General features: G+C 32.6%; 27 protein-coding genes and 3 tRNA genes. 15 read left to right on the top strand and 15 right to left on the bottom strand.

Annotation, left to right across the window (positions count from 1 at the left end; genetic code table 11):
- Positions 1-4 precede the first annotated feature (4 nt).
- Positions 5-862 carry a glycoside hydrolase family 25 protein gene (locus tag IUY40_RS03465; protein ID WP_195735497.1) on the top strand — a complete coding sequence of 286 codons (858 nt, stop codon included), beginning with the start codon at positions 5-7 and terminating at the stop codon, positions 860-862.
- A 60-nt stretch (positions 863-922) separates the two neighbouring features.
- Here IUY40_RS03465 and lptB read toward each other — a convergent pair whose 3' ends face one another.
- From lptB to IUY40_RS03445, 4 genes are all read right to left on the bottom strand, one after another.
- Positions 923-1,663, bottom strand: a complete 741-nt coding sequence (gene lptB / locus IUY40_RS03460) for an LPS export ABC transporter ATP-binding protein (protein ID WP_195735496.1) — start codon at positions 1,661-1,663, stop codon at positions 923-925.
- Between the two features lie 163 nt (positions 1,664-1,826).
- Positions 1,827-2,177, bottom strand: a complete 351-nt coding sequence (locus IUY40_RS03455) for a carboxymuconolactone decarboxylase family protein (RefSeq protein ID WP_195735495.1) — start codon at positions 2,175-2,177, stop codon at positions 1,827-1,829.
- A complete protein-coding gene (tatC, locus tag IUY40_RS03450) occupies positions 2,170-2,964 on the bottom strand; it encodes a twin-arginine translocase subunit TatC (RefSeq protein ID WP_195735632.1) in 795 nt (264 codons plus the stop codon). Before tatC ends, IUY40_RS03455 begins: the two co-directional genes overlap by 8 nt.
- A 26-nt stretch (positions 2,965-2,990) precedes the next feature.
- On the bottom strand, positions 2,991-3,956 hold the full coding sequence (locus IUY40_RS03445) for a KpsF/GutQ family sugar-phosphate isomerase (RefSeq protein WP_195735494.1): 966 nt from the start codon (positions 3,954-3,956) through the stop codon (positions 2,991-2,993).
- Between the two features lie 84 nt (positions 3,957-4,040).
- On the opposite strand from IUY40_RS03445, the gene recQ reads away from it, so the two are divergent.
- Positions 4,041-6,236, top strand: coding sequence for a DNA helicase RecQ (gene recQ / locus IUY40_RS03440; RefSeq protein WP_195735493.1), 2,196 nt, complete (start codon positions 4,041-4,043; stop codon positions 6,234-6,236).
- Between the two features lie 53 nt (positions 6,237-6,289).
- Here the strand turns inward: recQ and IUY40_RS03435 are convergent, their stop codons facing one another.
- Entirely contained in the window at positions 6,290-6,532 is a 243-nt protein-coding gene (locus IUY40_RS03435; RefSeq protein ID WP_195735492.1) for a hypothetical protein, read from the bottom strand.
- A gap of 113 nt (positions 6,533-6,645) precedes the next feature.
- Between IUY40_RS03435 and IUY40_RS03430 the strand changes: the two genes are divergently transcribed.
- Positions 6,646-8,205, top strand: coding sequence for an FAD-dependent protein (locus IUY40_RS03430; protein ID WP_195735491.1), 1,560 nt, complete (start codon positions 6,646-6,648; stop codon positions 8,203-8,205).
- A 7-nt stretch (positions 8,206-8,212) separates the two neighbouring features.
- Positions 8,213-9,289, top strand: a complete 1,077-nt coding sequence (locus IUY40_RS03425) for a hypothetical protein (RefSeq protein ID WP_195735490.1) — start codon at positions 8,213-8,215, stop codon at positions 9,287-9,289.
- Between the two features lie 48 nt (positions 9,290-9,337).
- On the opposite strand, the gene msrA is transcribed toward IUY40_RS03425, so the two are convergent.
- Positions 9,338-9,946 (bottom strand): peptide-methionine (S)-S-oxide reductase MsrA, encoded by a 609-nt coding sequence (gene msrA, locus IUY40_RS03420; protein ID WP_195735489.1) that lies wholly within the window; start codon positions 9,944-9,946, stop codon positions 9,338-9,340.
- A gap of 4 nt (positions 9,947-9,950) precedes the next feature.
- On the bottom strand, positions 9,951-10,511 hold the full coding sequence (gene msrB, locus IUY40_RS03415) for a peptide-methionine (R)-S-oxide reductase MsrB (protein ID WP_195735488.1): 561 nt from the start codon (positions 10,509-10,511) through the stop codon (positions 9,951-9,953).
- Between the two features lie 283 nt (positions 10,512-10,794).
- On the opposite strand from msrB, the gene idi reads away from it, so the two are divergent.
- From idi to IUY40_RS03375, 8 genes are all read left to right on the top strand, one after another.
- Positions 10,795-11,322: an isopentenyl-diphosphate Delta-isomerase gene (idi, locus tag IUY40_RS03410; RefSeq protein ID WP_195735487.1), complete on the top strand. Its 528-nt coding sequence runs from the start codon at positions 10,795-10,797 to the stop codon at positions 11,320-11,322.
- 12 nt (positions 11,323-11,334) lie between these two features.
- Entirely contained in the window at positions 11,335-11,745 is a 411-nt protein-coding gene (locus tag IUY40_RS03405; protein WP_195735486.1) for a 6-carboxytetrahydropterin synthase, read from the top strand.
- 1 nt (position 11,746) lies between these two features.
- A complete protein-coding gene (locus IUY40_RS03400) occupies positions 11,747-12,205 on the top strand; it encodes a peroxiredoxin (protein ID WP_195735485.1) in 459 nt (152 codons plus the stop codon).
- A gap of 70 nt (positions 12,206-12,275) precedes the next feature.
- The gene (locus tag IUY40_RS03395; protein WP_195735484.1) at positions 12,276-13,244 is read left to right on the top strand and encodes a type I phosphomannose isomerase catalytic subunit; all 969 of its coding nucleotides are present in this window, start codon (positions 12,276-12,278) and stop codon (positions 13,242-13,244) included.
- Between the two features lie 56 nt (positions 13,245-13,300).
- Positions 13,301-13,567 carry a hypothetical protein gene (locus IUY40_RS03390; RefSeq protein ID WP_195735483.1) on the top strand — a complete coding sequence of 89 codons (267 nt, stop codon included), beginning with the start codon at positions 13,301-13,303 and terminating at the stop codon, positions 13,565-13,567.
- 77 nt (positions 13,568-13,644) lie between these two features.
- Positions 13,645-13,718 (top strand) — tRNA-Thr (locus IUY40_RS03385).
- A 107-nt stretch (positions 13,719-13,825) separates the two neighbouring features.
- A tRNA-Thr gene (locus tag IUY40_RS03380) sits at positions 13,826-13,899 on the top strand.
- 102 nt (positions 13,900-14,001) lie between these two features.
- Positions 14,002-14,075 (top strand) — tRNA-Thr (locus IUY40_RS03375).
- Between the two features lie 140 nt (positions 14,076-14,215).
- Here IUY40_RS03375 and IUY40_RS03370 read toward each other — a convergent pair.
- The 8 genes from IUY40_RS03370 to htpG form a co-directional block, all read right to left on the bottom strand.
- Positions 14,216-14,926 (bottom strand): DUF4369 domain-containing protein, encoded by a 711-nt coding sequence (locus IUY40_RS03370; RefSeq protein WP_195735482.1) that lies wholly within the window; start codon positions 14,924-14,926, stop codon positions 14,216-14,218.
- 121 nt (positions 14,927-15,047) lie between these two features.
- The gene (locus tag IUY40_RS03365; protein ID WP_195735481.1) at positions 15,048-16,910 is read right to left on the bottom strand and encodes a peptidase M61; all 1,863 of its coding nucleotides are present in this window, start codon (positions 16,908-16,910) and stop codon (positions 15,048-15,050) included.
- A gap of 112 nt (positions 16,911-17,022) precedes the next feature.
- A complete protein-coding gene (locus IUY40_RS03360) occupies positions 17,023-17,301 on the bottom strand; it encodes a DUF2805 domain-containing protein (RefSeq protein WP_195735480.1) in 279 nt (92 codons plus the stop codon).
- Positions 17,302-18,218: 917 nt separating this feature from the next.
- Complete coding sequence (locus IUY40_RS03355) at positions 18,219-18,461, bottom strand: GlsB/YeaQ/YmgE family stress response membrane protein (protein WP_195735479.1); 243 nt, start codon at positions 18,459-18,461, stop codon at positions 18,219-18,221.
- Positions 18,462-18,500: 39 nt separating this feature from the next.
- Entirely contained in the window at positions 18,501-19,208 is a 708-nt protein-coding gene (gene aqpZ / locus IUY40_RS03350) for an aquaporin Z (protein WP_195735478.1), read from the bottom strand.
- A gap of 31 nt (positions 19,209-19,239) precedes the next feature.
- Positions 19,240-19,596 carry a MauE/DoxX family redox-associated membrane protein gene (locus IUY40_RS03345; RefSeq protein WP_195735477.1) on the bottom strand — a complete coding sequence of 119 codons (357 nt, stop codon included), beginning with the start codon at positions 19,594-19,596 and terminating at the stop codon, positions 19,240-19,242.
- Between the two features lie 83 nt (positions 19,597-19,679).
- Complete coding sequence (locus IUY40_RS03340; protein ID WP_195735476.1) at positions 19,680-20,576, bottom strand: DMT family transporter; 897 nt, start codon at positions 20,574-20,576, stop codon at positions 19,680-19,682.
- A 337-nt stretch (positions 20,577-20,913) separates the two neighbouring features.
- The gene (gene htpG / locus IUY40_RS03335) at positions 20,914-22,797 is read right to left on the bottom strand and encodes a molecular chaperone HtpG (RefSeq protein ID WP_195735475.1); all 1,884 of its coding nucleotides are present in this window, start codon (positions 22,795-22,797) and stop codon (positions 20,914-20,916) included.
- Between the two features lie 185 nt (positions 22,798-22,982).
- Here htpG and IUY40_RS03330 point away from each other — a divergent pair, with 185 nt between their 5' ends.
- The 3 genes from IUY40_RS03330 (at position 22,983) to IUY40_RS03320 (ending at position 25,293) form a co-directional block, all read left to right on the top strand.
- Positions 22,983-23,486, top strand: coding sequence for a lipocalin family protein (locus IUY40_RS03330; RefSeq protein ID WP_195735474.1), 504 nt, complete (start codon positions 22,983-22,985; stop codon positions 23,484-23,486).
- Positions 23,487-23,515: 29 nt separating this feature from the next.
- Positions 23,516-24,205: an OmpA family protein gene (locus tag IUY40_RS03325; RefSeq protein WP_195735473.1), complete on the top strand. Its 690-nt coding sequence runs from the start codon at positions 23,516-23,518 to the stop codon at positions 24,203-24,205.
- A 137-nt stretch (positions 24,206-24,342) separates the two neighbouring features.
- Positions 24,343-25,293 carry an ABC transporter ATP-binding protein gene (locus IUY40_RS03320; protein WP_195735472.1) on the top strand — a complete coding sequence of 317 codons (951 nt, stop codon included), beginning with the start codon at positions 24,343-24,345 and terminating at the stop codon, positions 25,291-25,293.
- Positions 25,294-25,393: the final 100 nt, after the last annotated feature.

The raw sequence follows: 25,393 nt of genomic DNA, 5'->3' as shown, positions 1-25,393 counted from the left end.
TTGAATGAAAAGGAAAGTTACTAAAAGGAAACAAACTTCAAATCGTAAAACTAAATCAAGCAGTTCGTTTGGTAAAGTTTTTCGGTTTCTTATAGTCTCAATATTTATTGGTCTTTTTCTGGGAGCTGTTTATCATTATCGTAATGGTTTGGCTTATTATTTCAGTTTTAAAACAGATAAAGTTCTTGAAAAAGAAGCCGAAGACAAACGCCTTTCAGATGTTAGGAATTTTCAGGTTTTGGCAAATCACAAAGGAAAGTCTATTGGATTAGATGTGTCCGAGTATCAAGGAAAAATTAGTTGGTCTTATGTTGATACTTTAGAGCAAAAGTATCCTATAGATTTTGTATTTATTAGAGCTACTGTTGGGAAAGATAGAAGAGATTTTCAGTTTAAAGAGAATTGGTTAGGAGCTAAGAAAAATAAAAAGATTCGTGGAGCATATCATTATTATCGCCCAAATGAAAATTCGATTGAACAAGCTAATCTCTTTATTAAAACTGTAACATTAGAAAAAGGTGATTTACCACCTGTTTTGGATATTGAAAAGTTGCCAAAAAATCAATCACTAGATAGTTTAAAAAAAGGACTAAAAAGATGGTTAAATAAAGTAGAGGCACATTATAAAGTACGACCGATAATTTATACAGGAGAGAGGTTTTATGATGATTTCTTGAAAGAAGAATTTAGCGATTATCTTTTTTGGATAGCCAATTATAATTTTTATCGAGAAAAAATAGAAGAAGATTGGTTGTTTTGGCAATTCACAGAAAAAGCAACTATACCAGGTATTAAACATACAGTCGATGTGAATATCTATAACGGAGATTTACAGCAATTGCAATTTATAACAATAGACTAAGTATTTTAGGTCGCAGTTTCAGTATTTTTTGTGACTGTAAACTGCGACTTAAAACTAGTTTTAAAACTCTAGTTTCTTTTTTCTAAGTTCAAAATTTTGACCTAAATATACGCGACGCACCATTTCGTCTTCTACTAATTCTTCAGGTACACCTGCTTTTAGGATCCCACCTTCAAACATAAGGTACGTTTTATCAGTAATAGCAAGAGTTTCTTGTACGTTATGGTCGGTAATTAGAATTCCGATGTTTTTGTTTTTTAATTGAGCTACAATCCGCTGAATATCCTCTACAGCAACAGGGTCAACTCCAGCAAAAGGCTCGTCTAGTAAGATGAATTTAGGATCAGTAGCAAGAGCTCTTGCTATTTCGGTACGGCGACGTTCACCTCCAGAAAGTAAGTCTCCTCGGTTAGTGCGAATGTGTTCTAAGCTAAATTCTTCAATTAAGCTTTCCATCTTAGCTTCTTGTTCCGCTTTAGATAAGGTAGTTAATTGCAGTACGCTTAATATGTTATCTTCGATGCTTAATTTTCTAAAAACAGATGCTTCTTGAGCTAAATAACCTATTCCGTGTTGTGCTCTTTTGTACATAGGGAAATTGGTAATATTTAAGTTGTCAAGATAAATGTTTCCTGAATTTGGCTTCACCAATCCAACGATCATGTAAAATGAAGTGGTTTTTCCAGCACCATTTGGACCTAATAGACCAACTATTTCTCCTTGGTTAACCTCGACAGAAATACCTTTTACTACACTACGGCCTTTGTAGGTTTTGATTAAATTATCGGCTCTTAGCTTCATTTTTAATTAGATAATGTGAGAATTTAGATAATGAGATAATTAAAACTAGCTCAAATCAATTTATAAATAGTTTAGAAAAGACAAATTAAAAGTAAAATAATCAATCAATTAAGAGAATTAACATTTTGAGTTAAAATTATCAAATTGACTAATTATAAATTTTCTAATTAGCAGTTTCTTCCAGAGCTTCCCAAAATTCGTATGCTCTACGCAAATGAGGAACTACGATTGTACCGCCAACTAAGGTTGCGATTCCCATGGCTTCCATCATTTCTTCTTTGGTGACACCTTCTTTAAAGCTAGTTTCAAGATGGTATTTTACACAATCGTCACAACGTAAAACTGCTGATGCAACTAAGCCTAAGAGTTCTTTTGTTTTAACATCAAGGGCGCCTGCTGCGTATGCATTAGTGTCTAGATTAAAAATTCGCTTTACAATTTTGTTATTATCGGCTAATAATTTCTCGTTCATTTTAGAACGATAGTCGTTAAATTCTTGAATGATATCAGACATTTTCTTCTTTATTTTTATTTTTATATACAAGTACCGAAATAAAGATGCTTAATTCATATATTAGTAACATTGGTACTGCTACAATTGTCTGGCTCACAACATCTGGTGGAGTTACAATTGCCGCTACAATTAAAATTATAATTACAGCATATTTCCAGTATTTTCTTAAAAAAACAGGAGTAACCAATCCTAATTTGGTAAGGAAATAAATAACAATTGGTAGCTCAAAGAATAATCCGCCAGCCAAGATGCTTGTTTTTACCATTCCCATATATGATTCCAATGTAAATTGATTTTTTACAATATCACTAACTGTAAAAGTTGCTACGAAGTTTACAGACATTGGTATTACTACAAAATAGCCAAATATTACTCCTAAAAAGAAAAGTAAAGAGGAAACGAAAATAAATACTTTAGCATTTTTACGCTCTTTTTCATACAACGCAGGGCTAATGAATTTCCATATTTCCCATAAAATATAGGGAAAACTCAAGATGAATCCCGCCAAAATACACATCCATACAAAAACGTTCACCTGACCTTCCATTTGTGTGTTCTGAATAATGAATGGCATTTCGGTAATACATATGTTCTCTGCAAATCCTAGCTTATGAGATAGCTCGCAAAAAAACTGATAGGTAAAGAAAGTCGGTCTCGTTGGTCCGAAAATAATTACATCAAATAAGTAATCACTTATAAAATAAGTTAAAAAAGCCATTATTATTATGGCAGTTGTACTTCTAACTAGTAGCCATCTTAATTCTTCAAGATGGTCTAAGAACGACATTTCGCCTAGGTTTTTCTTCTTTGCCATTATATGATTCCTTCTTTTAAAATGTCATGTAAGTGTAATACGCCTTTGTATTCTCCGTTGTCGGAAACAATTAATTGTGTAATCGAGAAATCTTCCAATATATTTAAGGCGTCGACAGCCATTGTATCTGATGATACCATTTTTGGGTTCTTGGTCATAATGTCTATTGCGGTTAAATCGGCAAAAGTATCTCTGTCGTTTAGCATTCGTCGGATATCACCATCGGTGATAATTCCGATTATTTTATCATTTTCTACAACTGCAGTTACGCCAAGTCGTTTTTCTGATATTTCAAATATAACTTTTTTGATTGAAGAATCGGGAGCAACAGTTGGTTTTAACGAATGTTCAATCATGTCTTTCACACGAAGTAAAAGTTTTTTACCTAATGCGCCTCCAGGGTGATATACAGCAAAGTCTTCTGGTTTAAAATCACGCATTTCCATTAAACAAACAGCAAGCGCATCTCCCATTACTAATTGAGCAGTAGTACTATTGGTAGGAGCTAGGTTTATTGGGCAAGCTTCTATTTCAACAGTAGTATTCAAAACATGATCGCTGCCTTTTGCTAAAAAAGAAGTCATGTTTCCTGTAATAGCAATTAATGTATTACCAAAGCGTTTTAATAACGGAACTAAAACTTTGATTTCTGGACTATTACCACTTTTAGATATACAAATAATTACATCTTCATTCTGAATCATTCCTAAATCACCATGAATTGCTTCAGCAGCATGAAGGAATAAAGAAGGAGTTCCTGTGGAGTTAAAAGTGGCGACCATTTTTTGTGCAATTATTGCACTCTTTCCTATTCCGGTGACTACTAATCGACCTTTTGTTTCGTATATCTGTTGAACGGCTTGGGTGAAGTTTTCGTCTAAAAAGGTAATTAGTTTCGCAACTGCTTCACTTTCAGAGAGTATTGTTTTTTTAGCGATAGCTAATATGTTTTCTTTTGTTATCAAAACAGAATAGTTAAAATTTGTAAGTGTAAAAGAAAGTTGTATCTTTATTGATGCAAATTTATACAAAATACCATAAAATAAAGAATGAATTCAAACGAAATTGAAATACATAAAGAATTAAAGAAGTATTTCGGCTTTAGCCAATTTAAGGGATTGCAGGAGCAGGTTATAAAAAGTATACTAGATAAAAAAAATACTTTTGTTATAATGCCTACTGGAGGAGGAAAATCACTCTGTTATCAATTGCCTGCTTTAATTCAGGGAGGAACAGCAATAGTTGTGTCTCCTTTAATTGCTTTGATGAAAAATCAGGTAGACGCTATTAGGAGTCTGTCTTCAGAAAACGGAATTGCTCACGTTCTGAATTCTTCCCTTACCAAAACAGAAATTGCCCAAGTAAAAAAGGACATTACTTCTGGTTTGACAAAATTATTATATGTTGCACCCGAATCACTAACCAAAGAAGAATACGTGCAATTTCTTCAAAATGTACCTATTTCATTCGTGGCTATTGATGAGGCGCATTGTATTTCAGAATGGGGACATGATTTTAGACCTGAATATAGAAATCTAAAACATATTATTAAACAGTTGGGTGATGTGCCAATTATTGGACTTACAGCAACTGCTACACCAAAAGTTCAAGAAGATATTTTAAAAAACCTTGATATGTCCGACGCTAATACTTTCAAGGCGTCGTTTAATAGACCTAATTTATACTACGAAGTTCGTACGAAAACTAAAAATATTGAATCAGATATTATTCGTTTTATAAAACAACACAAAGGAAAATCTGGAATTATATATTGCTTAAGCCGTAAAAAAGTAGAAGCAATTGCGGAGGTTTTGCAAGTAAATGGAATTAGTGCAGTTCCTTATCATGCAGGGCTAGATGCAAAAACAAGAGCTAAACATCAGGATATGTTCCTTATGGAAGATGTAGATGTTGTTGTCGCAACTATCGCTTTTGGGATGGGAATTGATAAGCCCGACGTGCGATTTGTAATTCATCATGATATTCCAAAATCACTCGAAAGTTATTATCAAGAAACGGGTCGTGCAGGACGTGATGGAGGTGAAGGACATTGTTTGGCATATTACTCCTATAAAGATGTAGAGAAATTAGAAAAATTCATGTCGGGAAAACCGGTTGCTGAACAAGAAATCGGATTTGCTTTGTTACAAGAAGTTGTGGCTTACGCCGAAACATCAATGTCGCGAAGAAAATTTCTGCTTCATTATTTTGGAGAAGAATTCGACAGCGAAACTGGCGAAGGTGCCGATATGGATGATAATGTTCGTAACCCAAAAACCAAAATTGAAGCCATAGATCAAGTGGTTAAATTGTTGGAAATTGTACGTGATACCAAGCATATTTACAAGTCTAAAGAAATAGTATTTACATTAATAGGTCGCGTAAATGCAGTAATTAAAGCACACAGAACAGATTCGCAATCTTTCTTCGGTTCAGGTTTAGACCATGACGAAAAATACTGGATGGCATTACTTCGTCAAGTATTAGTAGCAGGATATTTATCGAAGGATATTGAAACATACGGAATTATAAAAATTACTAAAGCGGGATTAGACTTTATTAAAAAGCCAGTTTCGTTTATGATGTCTGAAGATCATGAATATAATGAAAGTGAAGATGATGCTATAGTAACAGCTTCAAAATCAGGAGGTACTGCCGATGAAGTTTTGATGGGGATGTTGCGAGAGCTAAGAAAAAAAGTAGCTAAGAAATTAGGTGTTCCTCCATTTGTGGTTTTTCAAGATCCTTCACTAGAGGATATGGCTTTAAAATACCCAATTTCTATCGCTGAATTGTATAATATTCATGGAGTAGGTGAAGGCAAAGCAAAAAAATACGGAGGAGATTTCGTAGCCTTAATAAATAAGTATGTTGAAGAAAATGATATCATTCGTCCAGATGACTTAGTTGTAAAATCTACGGGAGTTAATTCTGTAAATAAATTATATATTATTCAGAATATTGACCGTAAATTATCACTCAATGATATTGCTTCTGCAAAAGGACTTTCGATGGATGCTTTGATAAAAGAAATGGAGCAAATCGTATATTCAGGAACAAAACTGAATATTAAATATTGGGTAGATGACATGCTCGATGAAGATCAGCAAGAAGAAATCCATGAATACTTTATGGAGTCAGAATCAGATAAAATAGAAGATGCTCTTAAAGAATTTGATGGAGAATACGACATCGATGAATTACGCTTAATGCGAATAAAATTTATTAGCGAAGTAGCGAACTAGTTATAAGTTTAATGTGAGATGTATTTGATGTTTTTCATCTCACATCTCACATTTTACTCATTAGGAAATACTTCCCCGCGATGTGGTTTTAAAGCATCACGAACCTGAATCATGTTTTCATCGGTTACAACCATGTAAGCAATAGCATACATATCGTTTAGGATTGTAAAGCCTGTTATATTTAAAGGTAGCTTTTCGATAGCAATAAATTCTTTTAAATGAATCTCATGATGTTCAGCGGTTTTTGCTGAAGTAGAACCACGAAAATCCCATATTAATTTTATTTTTCTTGACATTATTTTTTTAGGTGCGAAGTTTCAAAGTAACAAAGGTACAAAGTCTCAGTTCAAAATGTTATTTTTGCATGTTCTTTTCATAAATAGAAAAGCTAATTGATTAAATAAAACAAATGCCAAGAGAACTTTTACTTCAAGTATCGCCCGAAATAGCTGCAAATGAGTTGTTGCTAAAAGAACATTTGTCGAAACAAATTAAGGTTTCTCCAAAGGAAATTCAGCATGTAACTATTTTGAAACGCTCCATTGATGCTCGTCAGAAAGCAATAAAAATCAATTTGAAGGTTAATATTTATTTGCAAAATGAAGTTTTTCAGCCAACTAAAATCGAGCTTCCAGAATATAAAAATGTATCGGGAGCACAAGAGGTAATTGTTGTTGGTGCTGGACCTGCAGGGCTTTTTGCAGCTTTGCAATTAATAGAATTAGGTTTAAAGCCAGTTGTACTTGAAAGAGGAAAAGATGTTAGAGGCCGTCGCCGAGATTTAAAAGCAATAAACACAGAGCATTTTGTAAATGAAGATTCTAATTATTGTTTTGGAGAAGGGGGAGCAGGAACATACTCAGATGGTAAATTATATACTCGTTCAAAAAAACGTGGGGATGTAACCAGAATTCTAGAATTATTGGTTGCTTTCGGAGCTTCGGATGATATTTTGATAGAAGCACATCCGCATATCGGAACCAATAAATTACCAAAAATCATACAGGATATTAGAGAAAAAATTATCGAATATGGTGGACAGGTTTTATTTGAAACTCGCGTTACTGATATTCTTGTAAAAAATAATGAAGTTCAGGGGATTGTAACTCAGGACGGAACTACTATTAATGCTAATAAATTAATATTGGCAACGGGACATTCTGCTCGTGACATCTTTGAATTATTAGATAGAAAAAAAATTTTTATCGAAGCCAAACCTTTTGCCTTGGGCGTAAGAGCCGAACATCCACAATCTTTAATAGACAGTATACAATATAGTTGTGATTATCGTGGAGAACATTTGCCTCCGGCACCATATTCTATCGTGAAACAAGTAGGAGGAAGAGGAATGTATTCTTTTTGTATGTGCCCAGGTGGTGTAATTGCGCCATGTGCTACAAGTCAGGGTGAAGTAGTTACTAATGGTTGGTCTCCATCTAAAAGAGATCAGGCTACAGCCAATTCTGGAATTGTAATCGAGTTAAAATTAGAAGATTTTAAACCCTTTGCAAAATTTGGAGCTTTGGCTGGAATGGAATTTCAGAAAAGTATCGAACAAAAGGCGTGGCATTTGGCTGGGGAAACTCAAAAAGTTCCAGCACAACGAATGGTCGATTTTACTCAAAATAAAGTTTCATCAGATATTCCTAAAACATCTTATGTTCCCGGAACTACTTCGGTAGAAATGGGGCAGGTTTTTCCGGGGTTTTTATCTCAAATATTACGTGAAGGTTTTTCTGAATTTGGAAAATCAATGCGTGGTTATTTAACCAATGAAGCTATTCTTCATGCACCAGAAAGCAGAACGTCGTCGCCTGTTCGTATTCCTAGAAATTCGGACACTTATGAACATTTACAAATAAAAGGTTTGTATCCTTGCGGTGAAGGAGCTGGATATGCTGGCGGAATTATATCTGCGGCTATAGATGGGGAAAAATGCGCCTTGATGATTGCAGAAGCTTTAAAATAATATATGAATGAAGAATTTCTTTTCTAATCTCTTTGGTAGAAATAACGACCCAAAATCTATTGTTTCTTTTGATGTTATATATTCAATTTATTCTTATTTATATAGTGAGGTAAGTAGTATTGATTTTAAAATGAAAGGGGTTCATGACACGGTTTCTGTAAAATGTTATTCATTTCCAAGTTCATTTAATCATGAAAAGGGAAGAAAAGAGATTGAGGGAAACGGATTTAAGAACGCATATGAGGTTTTAAACGAATTGTATAAAAAGATTGATATCGGAGTACTTTCTGAAGAGGTTATACAAACAGAACTAGAATACGATTATATTCATATTCAATTTTATTCTGAGTCAACTCCTGAAATGAAAAAACAGCTGAAACATGTTTTGCATAATTTCATCATTTTCTTTTGTTGTACAAATAGTCTTGAAACGAACGATTTTAAACTTTTGTACACAAATAGTTGTTTTTTTGACTATACAAGAGGATTGTTAGATTGTGAAGCTATTGCTATAGCTAATCCTAAAAATGAAATTCAGAAAATAGGATTTAAAGAATTTGAAAAGGTTTTACAAGGAATTTGCGAGTATGTGGAAATTGAAATACCTGAAAGTGTTGTGCTTCCTTCATCCGAAAGTTTAATGGTTGATGAGGTTTCAGTAACTCATTTTCAAGAATTTTTGCGGTTAATCTCGAGAGGAGATATTGAAGAAGAATTGCTGGAAGAGCAGTCACAGATTCTTTATAATAATTTTGGAAAAAATGAGGAAGATGAAGATTATGAATTTGACTTTTTCGACGGAATAAATACATGGCATAGTGACTGGAAATTCGATCCAGAAGATGTAGAGTGTTTTGTCTCTGAAATGATTGGAGAAGATTTTAACTTTGAATATCCAGAAGAAACGTACAGTCATGACTTGTTTCCGTATATTCAAACTGCATTAGCAAAAAAAGATTTAGAATTAATGAGTTATGATACAATGGGAGATAGTTATTTGTTTTTTGTAGTAAATAAAAATGATGTAAATAGAATTTTACAATTGTCCGAGATTACCGAAATGGGAATTGATAAGTTACTATAAAGAAGTTGTCCAAAAGTAATTTTCGGACAACTTCGATTGAATTAGTAACTACTTCTTTTTTAATTTGTCTTTAAATACTTTTTCAAACTTTTCTATTTTTGGCTGAATTACCATTTTGCAATAGGGCTGATTTTTGTTGTTGTCATAATAATTTTGATGATAATCTTCAGCTTTGTAAAACTTAGTAAGAGGCTCTACTGTGGTTACTATCGGGTTATTATATACTTTTGCTTTGTTTAGCGTATTTATAATAATATTTGCTGCATTTTTCTGTTCTTCATTTTTATAAAAAATAACGGAGCGATATTGACTTCCTACATCAGCGCCTTGTCTGTTTAAGGTTGTAGGATCATGTAGCGTAAAAAAAACTTTAAATATTTCATCCAGATTTGTTATGTTTTTGTCATAAGTGATTTGAACTACTTCGGCATGGCCAGTTTTTCCAGTGGATACTTCTTCATAACTTGGATTTGCAGTTTTTCCTCCTGAAAATCCAGACACAACAGATTTTACTCCATTTAAGTTTTCATAAACTGCTTCTACACACCAATAACAACCTCCGCCAAGTGTTATAGTATCGTAATTGGGTTGTTTTTTTGCTTGCCCAAATCCATTAAGAGATAGGATCAAAAGACTGATTAAAATTGTATTTTTCATGGTATTATTTATTATCGGGTATAAAGTCAAGTGCAATAGAGTTCATGCAGTATCTTTTTCCTGTAGGTGGTGGCCCATCATCAAATAAATGACCTAAATGACCGCCACATCTACTACAAAGAACTTCAGTTCTTTCCATTCCTATGGAGTTATCTTGTTTGTATGTTACACTTTTTTTGTTTTCTTGCTCAAAAAAACTTGGCCAGCCACAACTACTTGCAAATTTTGCTCCAGATCTAAATAGTTTATTTCCGCATGAAGCGCAATAATAAGTGCCCTTTTCGTCGCTTTTCCAGTACTTTCCAGTAAAAGGTCTTTCAGTATCGGCTTTTCTCATTACAGCATAAACATCATCCGGTAATACTTTTTTCCATTGAGCATCAGTAAGATTTAGTTTTGTAGTATCAGTATTTGAATAATATGGATTGTCAGGTTTGCTGATTTTATTTTCCATAGGGTTCGTTTTTGTTGAGGTATATTGTTCTTTTTTGTTTTGTCCGCACGCCTGAAAAATAAACAATGGAAGCAAAAAGAATAAGCTTAAGTATTGGGCTCTTGTTTTCATAATTGGTTGATTTTGTAATGTAAAAGTAAGATGTCTCTAATTGGTAAATTGTCGTGTACTTTACAAATAAACATGTATTTAAGTAAGTTTTAACTATTGTTATTTACGTACAAAAAGCAATTTTAGTTTTAAAATTAAAGACTATTGCTTGTGTGTCTTTGAATATAATCATGATATAAAATTAATTTTTTTGTGGATGCAAGACTCGTTAAACTTTTCACAAACTTTTTATAGGCTCTAAAGCAATTTCTTTTTTCGTATTTTTGTGTGTTTAATACCAATTATGATAGAAGAAAACGTAATATTAGTTAATCAAAATGATGAGCAAATTGGCTTAATGCCAAAAATGGAAGCGCATGAAAAAGCAGTTCTGCATCGTGCATTTTCAGTTTTTGTTTTAAATGATAATAATGAAATCATGTTGCAACAACGTGCGCATCATAAATATCATTCTCCGTTACTCTGGACTAATACTTGTTGCAGTCATCAGCGTGATGGTGAAACTAATATCGAAGCAGGTACTCGAAGATTGTTTGAAGAAATGGGATTTATAACCCCGCTTAAAGAACTTTTTCATTTTATATACAAAGCTCCTTTCGATAACGGATTGACAGAACATGAACTAGATCATGTTATGATTGGACGTTATAATGGAGTTCCTACCATAAATCCTGAAGAAGTAGAAGCTTGGAAATGGATGAAAATAGAAGATGTAAAAACGGATATGCAATTGCATCCTGAGATTTACACTGTTTGGTTCAAAAAAATTTTTGAAGAGTTTTATCATTTTCTAGAAGACCATAAAATTTAAACCAAAACCTACATGAGAGTAACGATATCTAGGAAAGCACATTTTAATGCTGCTCATCGACTGTACAGAAAAGATTGGACTGCAGAGAAAAATGATGCCGTTTTTGGGAAATGTAATAACCCAAATTTTCATGGACATAATTATGACTTAACAGTGAGCGTTACTGGAGATGTCGACCCTGAAACAGGTTTTGTGATAGATGTGAAAATACTAGCAGACATTATATATCAAGAAGTAGAATTGCCATTTGATCATAAGAATCTTAATCTTGATGTGCTAGAATTTCAAGATTTAAATCCAACTGCTGAGCATATTGCAGTAGTGATATGGAATAAAATTAGAAAAAAAATAAATCCCGATTTTGATTTAGAAATCGTGTTATACGAAACTGCTCGTAATTTTGTAACCTATAAAGGAGAATAAAATGTCATTAAAAGTAGGAGATATTATCCCGAATTTTACAGCTAAAAATGCTGATGGAGAAGTGTTTGAGAGTAAAGATGTACTTGGTCGTAAACCTTTGGTTATTTATTTTTATCCTAAAGATAATACGCCTGGTTGTACAACAGAGGCCTGTAGTTTTAGAGATCAATATGAAGACTTTGTAGCTTTAGGAGCTGAAGTAATAGGGATTAGTAGTGATAGTGTTGATTCTCATCGTAAATTTTCTCATAAACACCATTTACCATTTGTACTTCTTTCAGATGCTGATAAAAAAATAAGAACTCTTTTTGGAGTTCCTTCAGGATTACTTGGGCTATTACCAGGAAGAGTAACGTATGTTGTCGATAAAAATGGAGTAATAATTCTAATTTATGATAGTATGATTGCAGCTAAGCATATACCTAAGGCGCTTGAAGCAATTAAAGAATTAGTATCATAGTTGATTAAGTATAGTATTATGCGAAATTTTAAGATCAACGGATTTGTATAAAATAAATAAATCATTACAGATGAACCAAGAATTATATCCTTTACAGTTTGAACCAATCTTGAAAGATAGAATTTGGGGTGGAGAAAAATTAAAAACGGTTCTTAATAAACCGATTACTTCTAAAATTACTGGCGAAAGTTGGGAATTATCTACCGTAGAAGGTGATGTAAGTATTGTTGCTAATGGAAGCTTAAAAGGTAAATCACTTATAAATATAATAGAAGTATTTCCGAATGAAATTTTGGGAGCAAAAGTTTATGACCGATTTGGGAAACAATTCCCGTTGCTTTTTAAATACTTAGATGCTCGTGAAGATCTTTCAATTCAGGTACATCCTAATGATAAGCTTGCTAAAGAGCGTCATAACTCTTTTGGTAAGACTGAAATGTGGTATATTATGCAGGCTGATGATGATGCAAGGATTATTGTAGGTTTTAAAGAAAATTCAAGTAAAGAAGAATATCTGGAGAATTTAAATAATAATACGTTAGTTGCTATTCTTGACGATGTAAAAGCTAAGCCAGGAGATGTTTTTTTTCTAGAAACAGGAACAGTTCATGCAATAGGAGCGGGGTTGGTAGTTGCTGAGATTCAACAAACATCAGATATTACCTATCGTTTATATGATTTTGATAGAGTAGATGCGCAAGGAAATAAAAGAGAATTACATGTAGATTTGGCGCTGGATGCAATTAATTATAATAAGGTAGATACCCACAAGAAATATGATAAAAGGCAAAATAAATCGAATGCTGTAGTTGATTGTTCCTATTTTACCACAAATTTTATTCCGTTAGATGGTCAGGTTGAGGTATATAAAAATGGAGATACTTTTACCGTATATATGTGTATTGATGGGTCTTTTGATATAGAATATAATAAAGAAAAATTAAGTTATATAAAAGGAGATACAGTATTAATTCCAGCAGCTATGAATAGCTTCATTCTCAATGGAAAAGCTTCAATTTTAGAAATTTACATTTCATAGCGAGTAATAGAAAGATTATGTGTACTTTTGCAAACGCAAATTAAAATAAAAATAAAATGGCAAACGTTAAGAATTTAAAGAAAGACATCAACTACGTTTTAGGTGATATTATTGAAGCAGTTTACTTATTTGAAATTTCTACTACAGGAAAACCAACTACAGAAACTAATGCTTTAATCGATGAGGCTATTGCTGCTTTTGATGCTTTGATCACTAAAGTGAACACAAAGAACGTAGAAAATAAAAAAGCTCATTTCAAACAAATCAATGTTGAATTGGAAGAAACTGCTAATCAATTGATTGCGAAAATCAACGAATTGTAGTAAAAAAAACGATAAAAAAGTGTAGAATTATTTTGGTAAAACAAAAATCAATCTTACATTTGCACCCGTAATGAGTCGCCAGCGTAGCTCAGTTGGCTAGAGCAGCTGATTTGTAATCAGCAGGTCGTGGGTTCGAGTCCCTCCGCCGGCTCAAAGACGAAACCATCATAGAAATATGGTGGTTTTTTTTTAAATAAAAGTGTGAAATTATTTTGGTAAAACAAAAAATCAATCTTACATTTGCATCCGTAATGAGTCGCCAGCGTAGCTCAGTTGGCTAGAGCAGCTGATTTGTAATCAGCAGGTCGTGGGTTCGAGTCCCTCCGCCGGCTCAACATAAAATCATCCAATAAGGGTGGTTTTTTTTTAAAATAAAAGTGTAGAATTATTTTGGTAAAACAAAAATCAATCTTACATTTGCACCCGTAAGAGTCGCCAGCGTAGCTCAGTTGGCTAGAGCAGCTGATTTGTAATCAGCAGGTCGTGGGTTCGAGTCCCTCCGCCGGCTCAACGTTAAAACCATCATAGAAATATGGTGGTTTTTTTTTGTCTTATATCCAGTTTCTATTATTATAAATAGTAGTTCGCAAAAAAAATCCTGTTTTAATAAAAAAACAGGATTTTTTTTGTTTAAGGATATGATTGTATTTATTGTTGTTTCTTTATTTTAGCAACATATTCAGTAAGTTTTTTTCCATAAAGTGATTGAGCTACTTTAGGAGTCATTGATTTTTGAATAGTATCTAGGTATTTAATATTGATATCGTATATGTCTGACAAAGCAATATAAGGTGCTATTTCGTAATCTTTGTTGTTAATGGCAAAGTTTGTAGCGTATAAATATTTTCGTTTGATATTAGACTCTTGTTTCTCGTTTACACTGTCTAGTGTTTTTTGATTATTATCTTTCATTGCTTTAAATCTCAATGCAACAAGATCAAGGTTCGAATCATTAAAGCGAGAGCTTACTTTTCGATAATCTTCGTATAATTCTTGGTTTTTTGATCCTGTAATTTTGGCACTAGAAATATAAGTGTCTAAATTTGTGTCTATGTTGATGTTGCCAGGTTCTGCAAAAAATAATATATTATTGTCTAGTGAATTACTTACTCCACGATCTAGAAATAGGTATAGCATTTCTGGTGATTTTAATTCGATGTTAGTTTCGAAAGCAGAATTACCATCAATTTTAATGCTATCAATAGCTACTAGTGATGTGTCTACAACTCTTTGTATGTATAAGGTTCCGTTTTTTAATCCTTTAATATTTCCTGTAATATGCAAATTGGTTTTTGATTCGTTTTTGCTGCATGAAGTTAAAAGAACAAGGGTAACGAATGCAATAATAGTTTTTTTCATTGTTTATAGATTTTGGTGCAAAATAAAGAAAATAGTTTTAAAAAAAACATTGCTAAACTTTTAATTTATAAAAAAAATCCCAATGTATTTCTAAATTGGGATTTTCTTGTTTTGTTCTTTATTAACCTTTTAACCAGGCGTTTCTAAGGGATTGCTTAGAATTGTTGGTTGCTTTAAAAGTATTCTTTTCTTCGTAAGGAAGTTTAAGTACTCCTTTTAAAGTTAGGTCCTTGCCATTACGTTTTATTTTAACGGTTACGGGGTCGTTTTCTTTCCAGGTTTGACTTTCGGTTATCATATCGTAAATATTTACTAATGAATATGGTTTTTCATTTATAGATAAGATGTAATCGCCTCCTCTTAGGTCAAGTGCTTTGAAAAAAGGATTCAATTCTATTTCAGGTATTACCATAATTTCTTTGGTCTCAGGGTTTATAGTGATGTATGGGACTTGACCTTTTAAGAAAATTGTTCCAGGAACTTTCTCTACGGCTTTAGTTACTCCAACTTTATCTAAGTAAAAGTCGTAAGGTATTGGAGTGGTTCCTGCAACGTAAGTGTTTAAAAATGTTCCGACTTCAGGATAAGTCAATTGAGTGATTTTAGCAAAGAGCTCGTTATCATTAAATGGCTTTGTAATACCGTATTCATCCGATAATTTATGCATTAAGTCTAGAATTCCTCTTTGACCATTACTTTTTTCTCTAATAATAATATCGATGCACATACCAATAAGTGCTCCTTTTTCATATACATTCAAATATTGGTCTTTATATGGTTTTACTAATACATTGGCACTCATTTTTGTAAATGACATAGTATCATTTAGTGTTTTTGCATGTTCTACTTTCTCTGCAATACGAGAGTAAAATTCAGTTTCATCAATTAGACTTTGATTGATCTGGAAAAGATTTGCAAAATATTCTGTAACACCTTCGTACATCCATAAATGCTCAGACATCTTAGGAGCATTGTAGTCAAAATATTGAATTTCTTTTGAATGGATTGTCAATGGGGTTACAATATGAAAGAATTCATGAGAAACTACATCTTTCATCGATTTTATTAATTCGTCTTTGGGCATCATCTCAGGTAGTACAACTGTTGTTACAGTAGGGTGCTCTAAAGCTCCAAATCCATGCGCGTCATCAGGCTTCATAGTTGATAAATATAATAAAACTGTATATTTTTTAGTTGAATTTATTTTTCCTAAAAAGTTTTTTTGAGCGGTCATTATTGTTTTCATTTCTGGAGTAATGCTCTCTGCAGTAAATTTTCCAGTTGGTGAATATACTGCTATTTGTATTTTCATACCATTTACATCAAATGAAGTATAATCGGGTTTAGAGTACATAATTGGGTTTTCTACCAAAACAGCATAGTGAGACGTTGTAAATACGTCGCTAGTATTGCTTGCATCTTCATCAGTCATCGATGTTGCTGCCCAAAGTGTAGCTGGATGTGTAATGGTGACTTTATAAGGAGTGTCTAGTTTGTCCTGAAAATAGCCTACAAAACCATGGGTGTTTATCATGAAATTAACTCCGGCATCGATATTTGTGCCTGCTGGGGAGAAAATATCATCATTACCAAATCCTGTACCTTTTTCAGTGTCGAAAGTATCGTTCACTAAGTAAGTAATTGTTTTTAATGCTTTTGCATTAGAAATTAACCAAGTGTTTTTGTCTGTTTTCTTTGCAGTAAGGAGTGTTCCTTTTGAATCAAAAGCTTTAAAATCTTCAATAAATCTACCATAATTGTCTTCAGAATATGTTCCGGGAACGGTTTTAGGAATACTGTAGGTTACTTCTTCTGTATTGATTTTAGGAGCTGTAACTGTGACCTGAACTTTATCTTCTTTTATGTCAGTAAGATTAATATTGACTCCGATTTCTTGTTTTGCATGTGTATTACTAGTTGAACTAGCTGTTTTACAGCCTATAAATACGGCTACTAATGCTAATGTGGCTATTATTTTTTTCATTACTTATGAGTTTGTTTTTAGTATTTGTCTTTATAGATGGAAGTAAGTTACAAAAACATTTCAATTTTATTTATATGTACAAAAAAAACTCCTGTTTCCAGGAGTTTTATGGTTAGTCTAATTTGTTCTTTATGTAATATTTTCCGTCCAAATCTTCGTCAAAATCATCTATTTTAACTGGTTTTGGCTTAGGTTTGTTAGCAACAGCTTTCTTTTTCCACATTTCAAATTTCTCTGCGGGCATTTTCTTTTTCATAATTTCTAAAACCTCTTTTTCAGCCAGTCCAAATTCTTTTTTGATAATTTCAAAAGGATTCTTTTCTTCTAGGGCTAATGTAACAAGTTTTTCTGTTTGTTCCCAGCTCAATTCTTTACGGTTACTCTTTTTCATCACGTGAAAATTAATTCAAATAGGGGTTAATGATTAATAATAGATTGATTTTCAATTTAGATATCAATATTAATGAAAAAAATAATTACTTCGTCGCTTTGGTAGATTTTTTTTATTGATTTTACTCGTTTTTTTTCGAACACAGTTTTTGAAACGGAATTTGTAATAATTTTTTTAAATTATTCTGTTTTTTTGGGTTGATGTGAGTGTCAATTCCATAGATTTTTTTTTGGGTAAGTGTCATAAATGTTCCGAAAAGATGGCCTTTATAGAAGATATATTTCTATAATTAGTATAAGTATAGGGCAATATATAATGATGATGTGTTTTGTGCATATTTGGGGAAACTATAAAGTAGTTTAAAAAAGAATCAACTTTAATGGGTAGGGAGGTATTTGCATAAGTAAATTGGGTAGATATAACAGAAAGTGTTTGGTCTAGGAAAAATACCACATAGCACTTCTTATAATTAAAACACCAAAAGTTGTGAAAACAGATCGAATTATATTTTCACCAGGATGATGTCGATTGCTACTTGTAGTGTTAATCCAGTTATTAGTATGATAAATAAGATGAAAACACTATGAGAATTTAATTTTATGCTCGGCGAGTGTTCCCAAAACGGTTATTTCGCTAATAAGAATTAAGCTGCTGTGTAAAGAAGGGGGGGGAGTACTAAAATAAGAAAAAAAACATACCGAAAGTATTTACTAAAAATTAATGATTTTGATGATATGAAATTAAAATGAGTCTTCAATGTTGTAGATAAATTATGCTTTTATGAATTATGTGTCGAATGGTATTAAAGAAAAAAAAGAGAAGGAAATAAAGTAATAAACTTCTTTTCCTTCTCTTTGATATATAAAGTTATTACTTATTTAATGTTTTTCATAACAAGTAATGTAACGTGAAGCGAGTTATGCTTTTTTTATTAAGCTAATAATAAATAATAAAACCCAAGCGCCCCCAACAGCAATTATAATTTGCCAAAGCAAACCGCCTCCACCAATGCCTAACCTTCCTGCAATCCAGCCTCCAATAAGTCCGCCGACTATTCCAACAACAATATTGCCAAGAATTCCAAAACCAGCACCTTTCCATATTTGACCTGCAAGCCAACCGGAAATTGCTCCAATAAGTAAGAAATATAAAAATTCCATATTTTAAAAGTTTAAGGATTGATAATTGTTTTAAGAAAATTATGCTGCGTCATGATTTTGTAATAATGTTTTATATATAATTCCTGCTACAATTGCACCTAATATTGGGGCAACCCAGAATAACCAAACTTGTGATAATGGCTCGCCACCAACAAATAAAGCTTGAGATAATGATCTAGCTGGGTTTACAGATGTATTTGTTATTGGAATGCTTATTAAGTGAATTAATGTTAATCCTAGACCAATTGCTACTCCTGCAAATTTTCCATTTGCAAATTTATCTGTAGCGCCAAGAATAATTAATAAGAAAAACAGAGTCAGTACAAATTCAGCAATAAATGCGGATTGTAAAGAATATCCATCTGGAGAAAAAGCTCCAAAACCATTTGATGCAAATGCTCCAGCTTTGGTATTATCTATCATGAAACCAGCTTTGCCAGATGCAATTGTGTATAAAGTTCCAGCTGCAGCTATTGCTCCAACACATTGTGCGATAATGTATGGTATTAAGTCTTTCGCAGGAAACCTTCCGCTGGCCCAAAGTCCAAAAGAAACTGCAGGATTAAAATGACCTCCTGATATATGTCCTACGGCATATGCCATTGTCAAAACGGTTAAACCGAAAGCTAATGCTACGCCTGCAAATCCAATTCCTAATTCGGGGATTCCTGCTGCGAAAATAGCGCTTCCGCAACCTCCAAATACAAGCCAGAATGTTCCGAAAAATTCTGCAAAAAGTTTTTTCATAATAAAAAGTGTTTAGTTAATATATAAATGCTTAAAATGTATATTGATATGCCCAAAAAATCAAAACGAGTTGAAGAGGCATGCGCAATAATAAAACCCATTTAGGTAACCCAAAACTTGCTTTTTTGTTTTGATACATATATACGTGTGTTGGGAAAACTGCGACCAATAACGTAATAATTCCCCATGCAGCAAAATGAGATGTCGCTGAGATTAATAGGAGTGATCCTAATATAATCTCAGCGACACCGCTTAAAATATTTAATAATTTTGGATTTGAAAGATAAGAAGGAATGATCTTTTGATACATTCTAGGATTTCTAAAATGATTTATCCCAGCAATAATATAAAGCGAAGCCATTAGGTATAAGTGCCAAGGTAAATTCATAATAGTTATTTATTACGAATTTAAGAAATAATTAATAATTTAACGCAATATATTAATTGTTTTTAACGACTATTAGGAATTAATTATTTCTTCTTCTCGAAATTTAGATTCATAATAATAATTGCAAGTATGATTAAAATTATTCCAACCCATTGTAAGAATACAACTTGCTCATTTAGTATTATGTAGGCCATCATTACAGATACTGGTAGTTCTAGTGCAGAGACTATACTTCCAAGTCCAATTCCTGTAAGAGGGAAGCCAGCATTCATAAGCATTGGAGTTATAATTGTGCCAAAGAGAGCAAGTATAATACCCCATTTAGCAAAAATTTCGAAGTTAAATGGAGTTGTTTGTGTTGCTAATGCAAATGAAAAGATGATAATTGCTCCTCCTAAAAGCATGTACAAACTACGTTGTGCTGATGAAATCTCAGTTGCAACTCGGTTTGCTGTAAACATTGTTGTAGTAAATGATGCTGCTGCCAAACACCCCCATACAAGACCGCGCCAATCTAATTGTATTTCGTTTTGAGTAATATTAGTAGCTAAGACTGTTCCTGCTAAAACAATTATTACAGCAACTACTTTTTGCTTAGAAGGTAATTTTTTCTCCAAAATCATTTCTAATAATACACCCATCCATACCGTTTGCATCAATAAAACAATTCCTATGGAAACGGGTATATATTTTACTGCTAAATAATAGAATAAACTTGTCATTCCTAACGAAGTTCCAGCTGTCATTAGCTGAGCAATATTCTTTGGAGTTGCCTTTGCAACTTCATTTTTATGTTTTGCTTTTTGAAAAGCGTTAATAATCAGGATTCCAATTATTCCTAATATAAATTGAGAAGTAGTTACTTCTGCTGTAGTGAATCCCTCGTCATATGCCATTTTTACAAAAGTGGCTAACATGCCGTAACTTGTTGCTCCAATTGCTACTAGAAAAACCCCCTTTAGTACGTTATTTTTTATCATTGTATATAATTTACTGCTTTGTTTTTAACAAACAAAGTCGGCAAAGATAGGCTTTACTGATTGAATTAAAAAGTGTTTTTAATTTAATTAGTATAGTTATAACATTGTTTTCGTTGGTGAATTTATTAAAAATGCTTCAAAGTTGTGTTATTTGTAATTTATTCATAATTATCTGAATACTGTTTTTATATGAAGACTCAAACAAGACGATTTGAAGTTATGCGAATAGCTGTACTAAAAGTATAGGTAGTTGTTTTTTTATTTCTTTAAGCAAAAAGACCCGCAAGTATTGCTTGCAGGTCTTCGTAATTATTAGGCTATAGACCTAAATGTGATATTATTTGATCATTTCAAAACTTCTTTTTACAAAAGCAGTTAATGCTTCACCTTTTAAAAGGTTTTGTGACAATTTAGCTAGATCTAAAGCTTGTTTTACCAAATGTTCTTGGTGTGATTTGTCTTCGGTGTTTAAGATGTTAGTTGCTAATTCAGAATTTGTATTTACAACCAAGTTGTACATTTCTGGCATATTACCCATTCCGAACATTCCAGAACCACCAGATTGACTCATTTCTTTCATTCTACGCATAAATTCTGGTTGCGTAATAATAAATGGAGCAGCTTGACTATCCAAAGCTTCTAGTTGTACACTATATGCTTTTGGAATATAAGATTCTAAAGATGTTTTTAAAGCTTCTTTTTCTTCTTCAGATAATTTAGAAATCGTGTTTTCGTCTTTCTTGATTAAGTTATCAATATGATCAGAATCGACACGTACGAAAGTTACATCTTTATTATCACCTTCTATTTTCTGAATTAAATGTGAGATAATTGGAGAATCTAAAAGTAATACTTCGTATCCTTTTTCTTTTGCTGTTTCAATATAAGAGTGTTGTGCATCTTTATTTCCAGCATAAAGAACTACCAATTTTCCGTCTTTATCGGTTTGGTTATCTTTTAATTTCTCTTTTAATTCTTCTAGAGTAAAATAAGTATTGTCGACTGTTGGGTATAATACAAATGCACCAGCTTTTTCGTAGAATTTATCTTCAGAAAGCATTCCGTACTCTAAAACGATTTTAATATCGTTCCATTTTGCTTCGAAATCAGCACGATTTTCAGTGAATAATGCTTTTAATTTATCAGCTACTTTACGAGTAATGTAGTTTGATATTTTTTTAACGGCACCATCAGCTTGTAGTCCAGAACGAGAAACGTTTAATGGAATGTCTGGTGAATCAATAACACCTTTCAGCATTGTCAAAAATTCAGGAACAATTCCTTCTACGTTATCAGTTACATAAACTTGATTTTGGTATAATTGAATTTTATCTTTCTGAATTTGCATATCCGAACCTAATTTCGGGAAATATAAAATTCCTGTTAGGTTAAATGGGTAATCAACATTTAAGTGAATATTGAATAATGGGTCTTCGAATTGCATTGGATACAACTCGCGGTAAAAGCTTTTATAGTTTTCATCAGATAATTCAGTTGGTTGTTTTGTCCAAGCTGGATTTGGGTTATTGATGATATTGTCAACTTCTATAGTTTCGTTTATGTAATCTTCGGGTGCGTCTTCTGGTTTAGGAAGAGTTTCTGTTTTTGTTCCAAATTTAATAGGAATAGGCATAAACTTGTTATACTTATTCAATAACTCAAAAATTTTAGAATCTTCTAAAAATTCTAAAGAATCTTCAGCAATATGTAAAACGATTTCAGTTCCACGTGTAGTTTTGTCAGTTGGCTCCAAAGTAAATTCTGGGCTTCCATCACATGTCCAATGAGCAGCTGGTTCGTCTTTGTATGATTTAGTGAAAATCTCTACTTTTTCGGCAACCATAAAAGCAGAGTAAAAACCAAGTCCAAAATGGCCTATGATTCCTGAATCTTTTGCAGAATCTTTGTATTTGTCCAAAAATTCTTCAGCTCCTGAGAAGGCAACTTGGTTGATATATTTTTCAACTTCGTCAGCTGTCATACCAAGACCCTGGTCAATAATGTGGATTTTTTTTCCTTCTTTGTCAATTTTAATCTCGATAATTGGGTTGCCATATTCTACTTTGGCTTCACCAATACTTACTAGGTGTTTTAATTTTAGACTAGCATCGGTTCCGTTAGAAATCAACTCACGCAAGAAAATCTCGTGATCGCTGTATAAGAATTTCTTGATTAAGGGAAATATGTTTTCTACTGAAACATTAATTTTACCTGTTGTCATATTTTATAAAATTTTAAGTTTAACATTATGCATTTCAGATTCTTCAAATAGAATACCAATTGCAAAAGGAGTGACAAATTGTCGTAGGTGTTAATTCTACAAGAAAAAAAAATAATTTTTAAACAAATTTAATTTTTTTGCATTGTATCTTTGTAGGAGTATTAATTTTAAATATGCTAAAAACGATGAGAAAAATTATTTTAATATGCATAATAGCCGTAACGGTTTTTGCATGCAAATCAGCGTCAACAGCGGCCACATCTAATGGAGCTGAACCGCTTTCTAAAAAACTTGATAAGTCTACTCAAGTAGCAATTAAAGGAAATTGGGTTTTAACCAATGTTTCTTATCCTGGTTCAGAGTATATTAAAGTGAATTCATTTGATCTTGCTGATTCTAAATGTTTTATTGGTAGTACTTGGAGCTTTATTTCAAATAATAACAAGGGGTCGATGGCTTTAGCATCATCTAGTTGTACTGATTTTTCCTCTCCAATTGTATGGAGTATCAATAGTCAAGGTATGTTTGTGCTTAAGATTCTTGATGCTGGCATAAAAGCAAAAAAAGTTAGAGACGGATATTTACTAAAAGTGGGCGGTTTAACTGAGAATTCATTTCAATTAATTGACAATGTTAATGTTGGAGGACAAGTTAAGGATGTAGTATATCAATTTGAAAGAGCTAATTAATAATAAAAAAAATATAAAAATATAAACACATGAGAAAGATAACGGTTTTAGGTTTGAGTACTTTACTTGTATTAACAAGTTTTTTTACAAGTTGTGATTCGGTAAAAAACGCAAATAATACTCAAAAGGGTACAGGAATAGGTGTTGCTGCAGGTGCTCTTATTGGTGGTATTTTAGGGAACAATTTAGGAAAAGGTGGTAACGCTGCTTTAGGTGCTGCTATTGGTGCTGCTGTAGGTGGTGGAACTGGTGCTCTTATTGGAAATAAAATGGACAAGCAAGCTAGAGAGATAGATGAGGCTTTACCTGGTGCTACTGTAGAAAGAGTAGGAGAAGGTATTCATCTAACTTTAAATGAAAATTCTGTTCGTTTTGATACTAATAAATCAACATTAACTACACAGGCAAAAGCAAATTTAGACAAATTAGTTACGGTGTTTAATGAATATGGAGATACTGATATTCAAATTTTCGGATATACTGATAACACTGGTAGAGCTGAATACAATATGACACTTTCAGGACAAAGAGCTGCTTCTGTACAAGCATATTTAGTTTCTAAAGGATTAAAAGCTACTCGTTTCAAAACTTCAGGTTTAGGGATTGCAGATCCTATCGCAACAAATGATACTCCAGAAGGAAGAGCACAAAACCGTCGTGTAGAGTTTGCTATTACTGCAAATGACAAAATGGTAAATGACGCAAAAGCTGGTAAATAAGTATTTCTTCTTATATAAATATATTAAAAGCCGTTTCTTTAGGAACGGCTTTTTTTTGTAGATAATTTAATAACTTTCTCTAAGTTAGTTTTGCTAAAGGAGCTATCTTTGTGTCCTCAATTTTTCAATGCCAACCAATGCTTCAAGTTCAAGATATTTCTTTTTCGTATACCGAAAAGCCTGTTATAAAAAACGTTTCTTTTACCATAAATAAAGGAGAAAATATTGCTATTATTGGCGAAAGTGGTTGCGGAAAAAGCACGCTTCTTAAATTAATATACGGGCTATATGATTTAAATGAAGGTAAGATTTTTTATAATGAAAAGCCGATTTTAGGACCTAAATTCAATTTGGTTCCCGGAATGCCTTATATGAAATATTTGGCTCAGGATTTTGATTTGTCTCCTTTTGAAACTGTTGCTGAAAATGTAGGAAAGTTTCTTTCGAATGGTTTTGCCAATATGAAAAAGCTACGCGTTCAGGAGTTATTGGAGATGGTAGAAATGGAGCAATTCTCAAATGTAAAAGCAAGTCTCTTAAGTGGAGGGCAAAAGCAAAGGGTAGCCCTAGTAAGAGTATTGGCTTTAGAGCCGGAAGTGATTTTGCTGGATGAACCTTTTAGCCAAATTGATGCTTTTCGTAAAAATGCTTTGCGCCGAAATTTGTTTCGATATTTAAAACAAAAAGGGATTACTTGTATTATAGCCACCCATGATAGTACAGATGCTTTGTCATTTGCAGATGAAGCGATTGTGATGAGAGATGGAGAAGTTATTGTGAAAGACAATCCAACAAAAATTTATGAGGATCCTGAGACTCGTTATGTAGCGTCACTTTTTGGTGAAGTAAATGAAGTTGCTACTTATTTATTGGTTTCTTATGAAGATGAAATGCATAAAACGTTGGTGTATCCGCATCAATTAAAAATGGTAGCAGAGTCTAACTTGCCAGTAAAGATTAGAAGGACTTATTTTAGAGGAAATCACTACTTAATTGAAACAGTTTATAAAAGGCAATTGATTTTTTTTGAAAGTGAAATTGATTTGCCTCTTGAGCAGGAAATATTTTTAAGTTTAAATTATCTTTAATTGGAAAATTTGTCAGTTAGAAATTAGATAATTCTTTTAGCGCTATAAAAAACAAACCCGACAGGTTTTAAAATCTGTCGGGTTTTTTATTTGTAAAAAG

It is taken from the genome of Flavobacterium sp. ALJ2 (assembly GCF_015594725.1).
In the GTDB taxonomy this organism is placed as follows: Bacteria; Bacteroidota; Bacteroidia; order Flavobacteriales; family Flavobacteriaceae; genus Flavobacterium.
The sequence above is the reverse complement of the archived record's forward strand: the minus strand, read 5'-3'. Positions and strand labels throughout refer to the sequence as shown.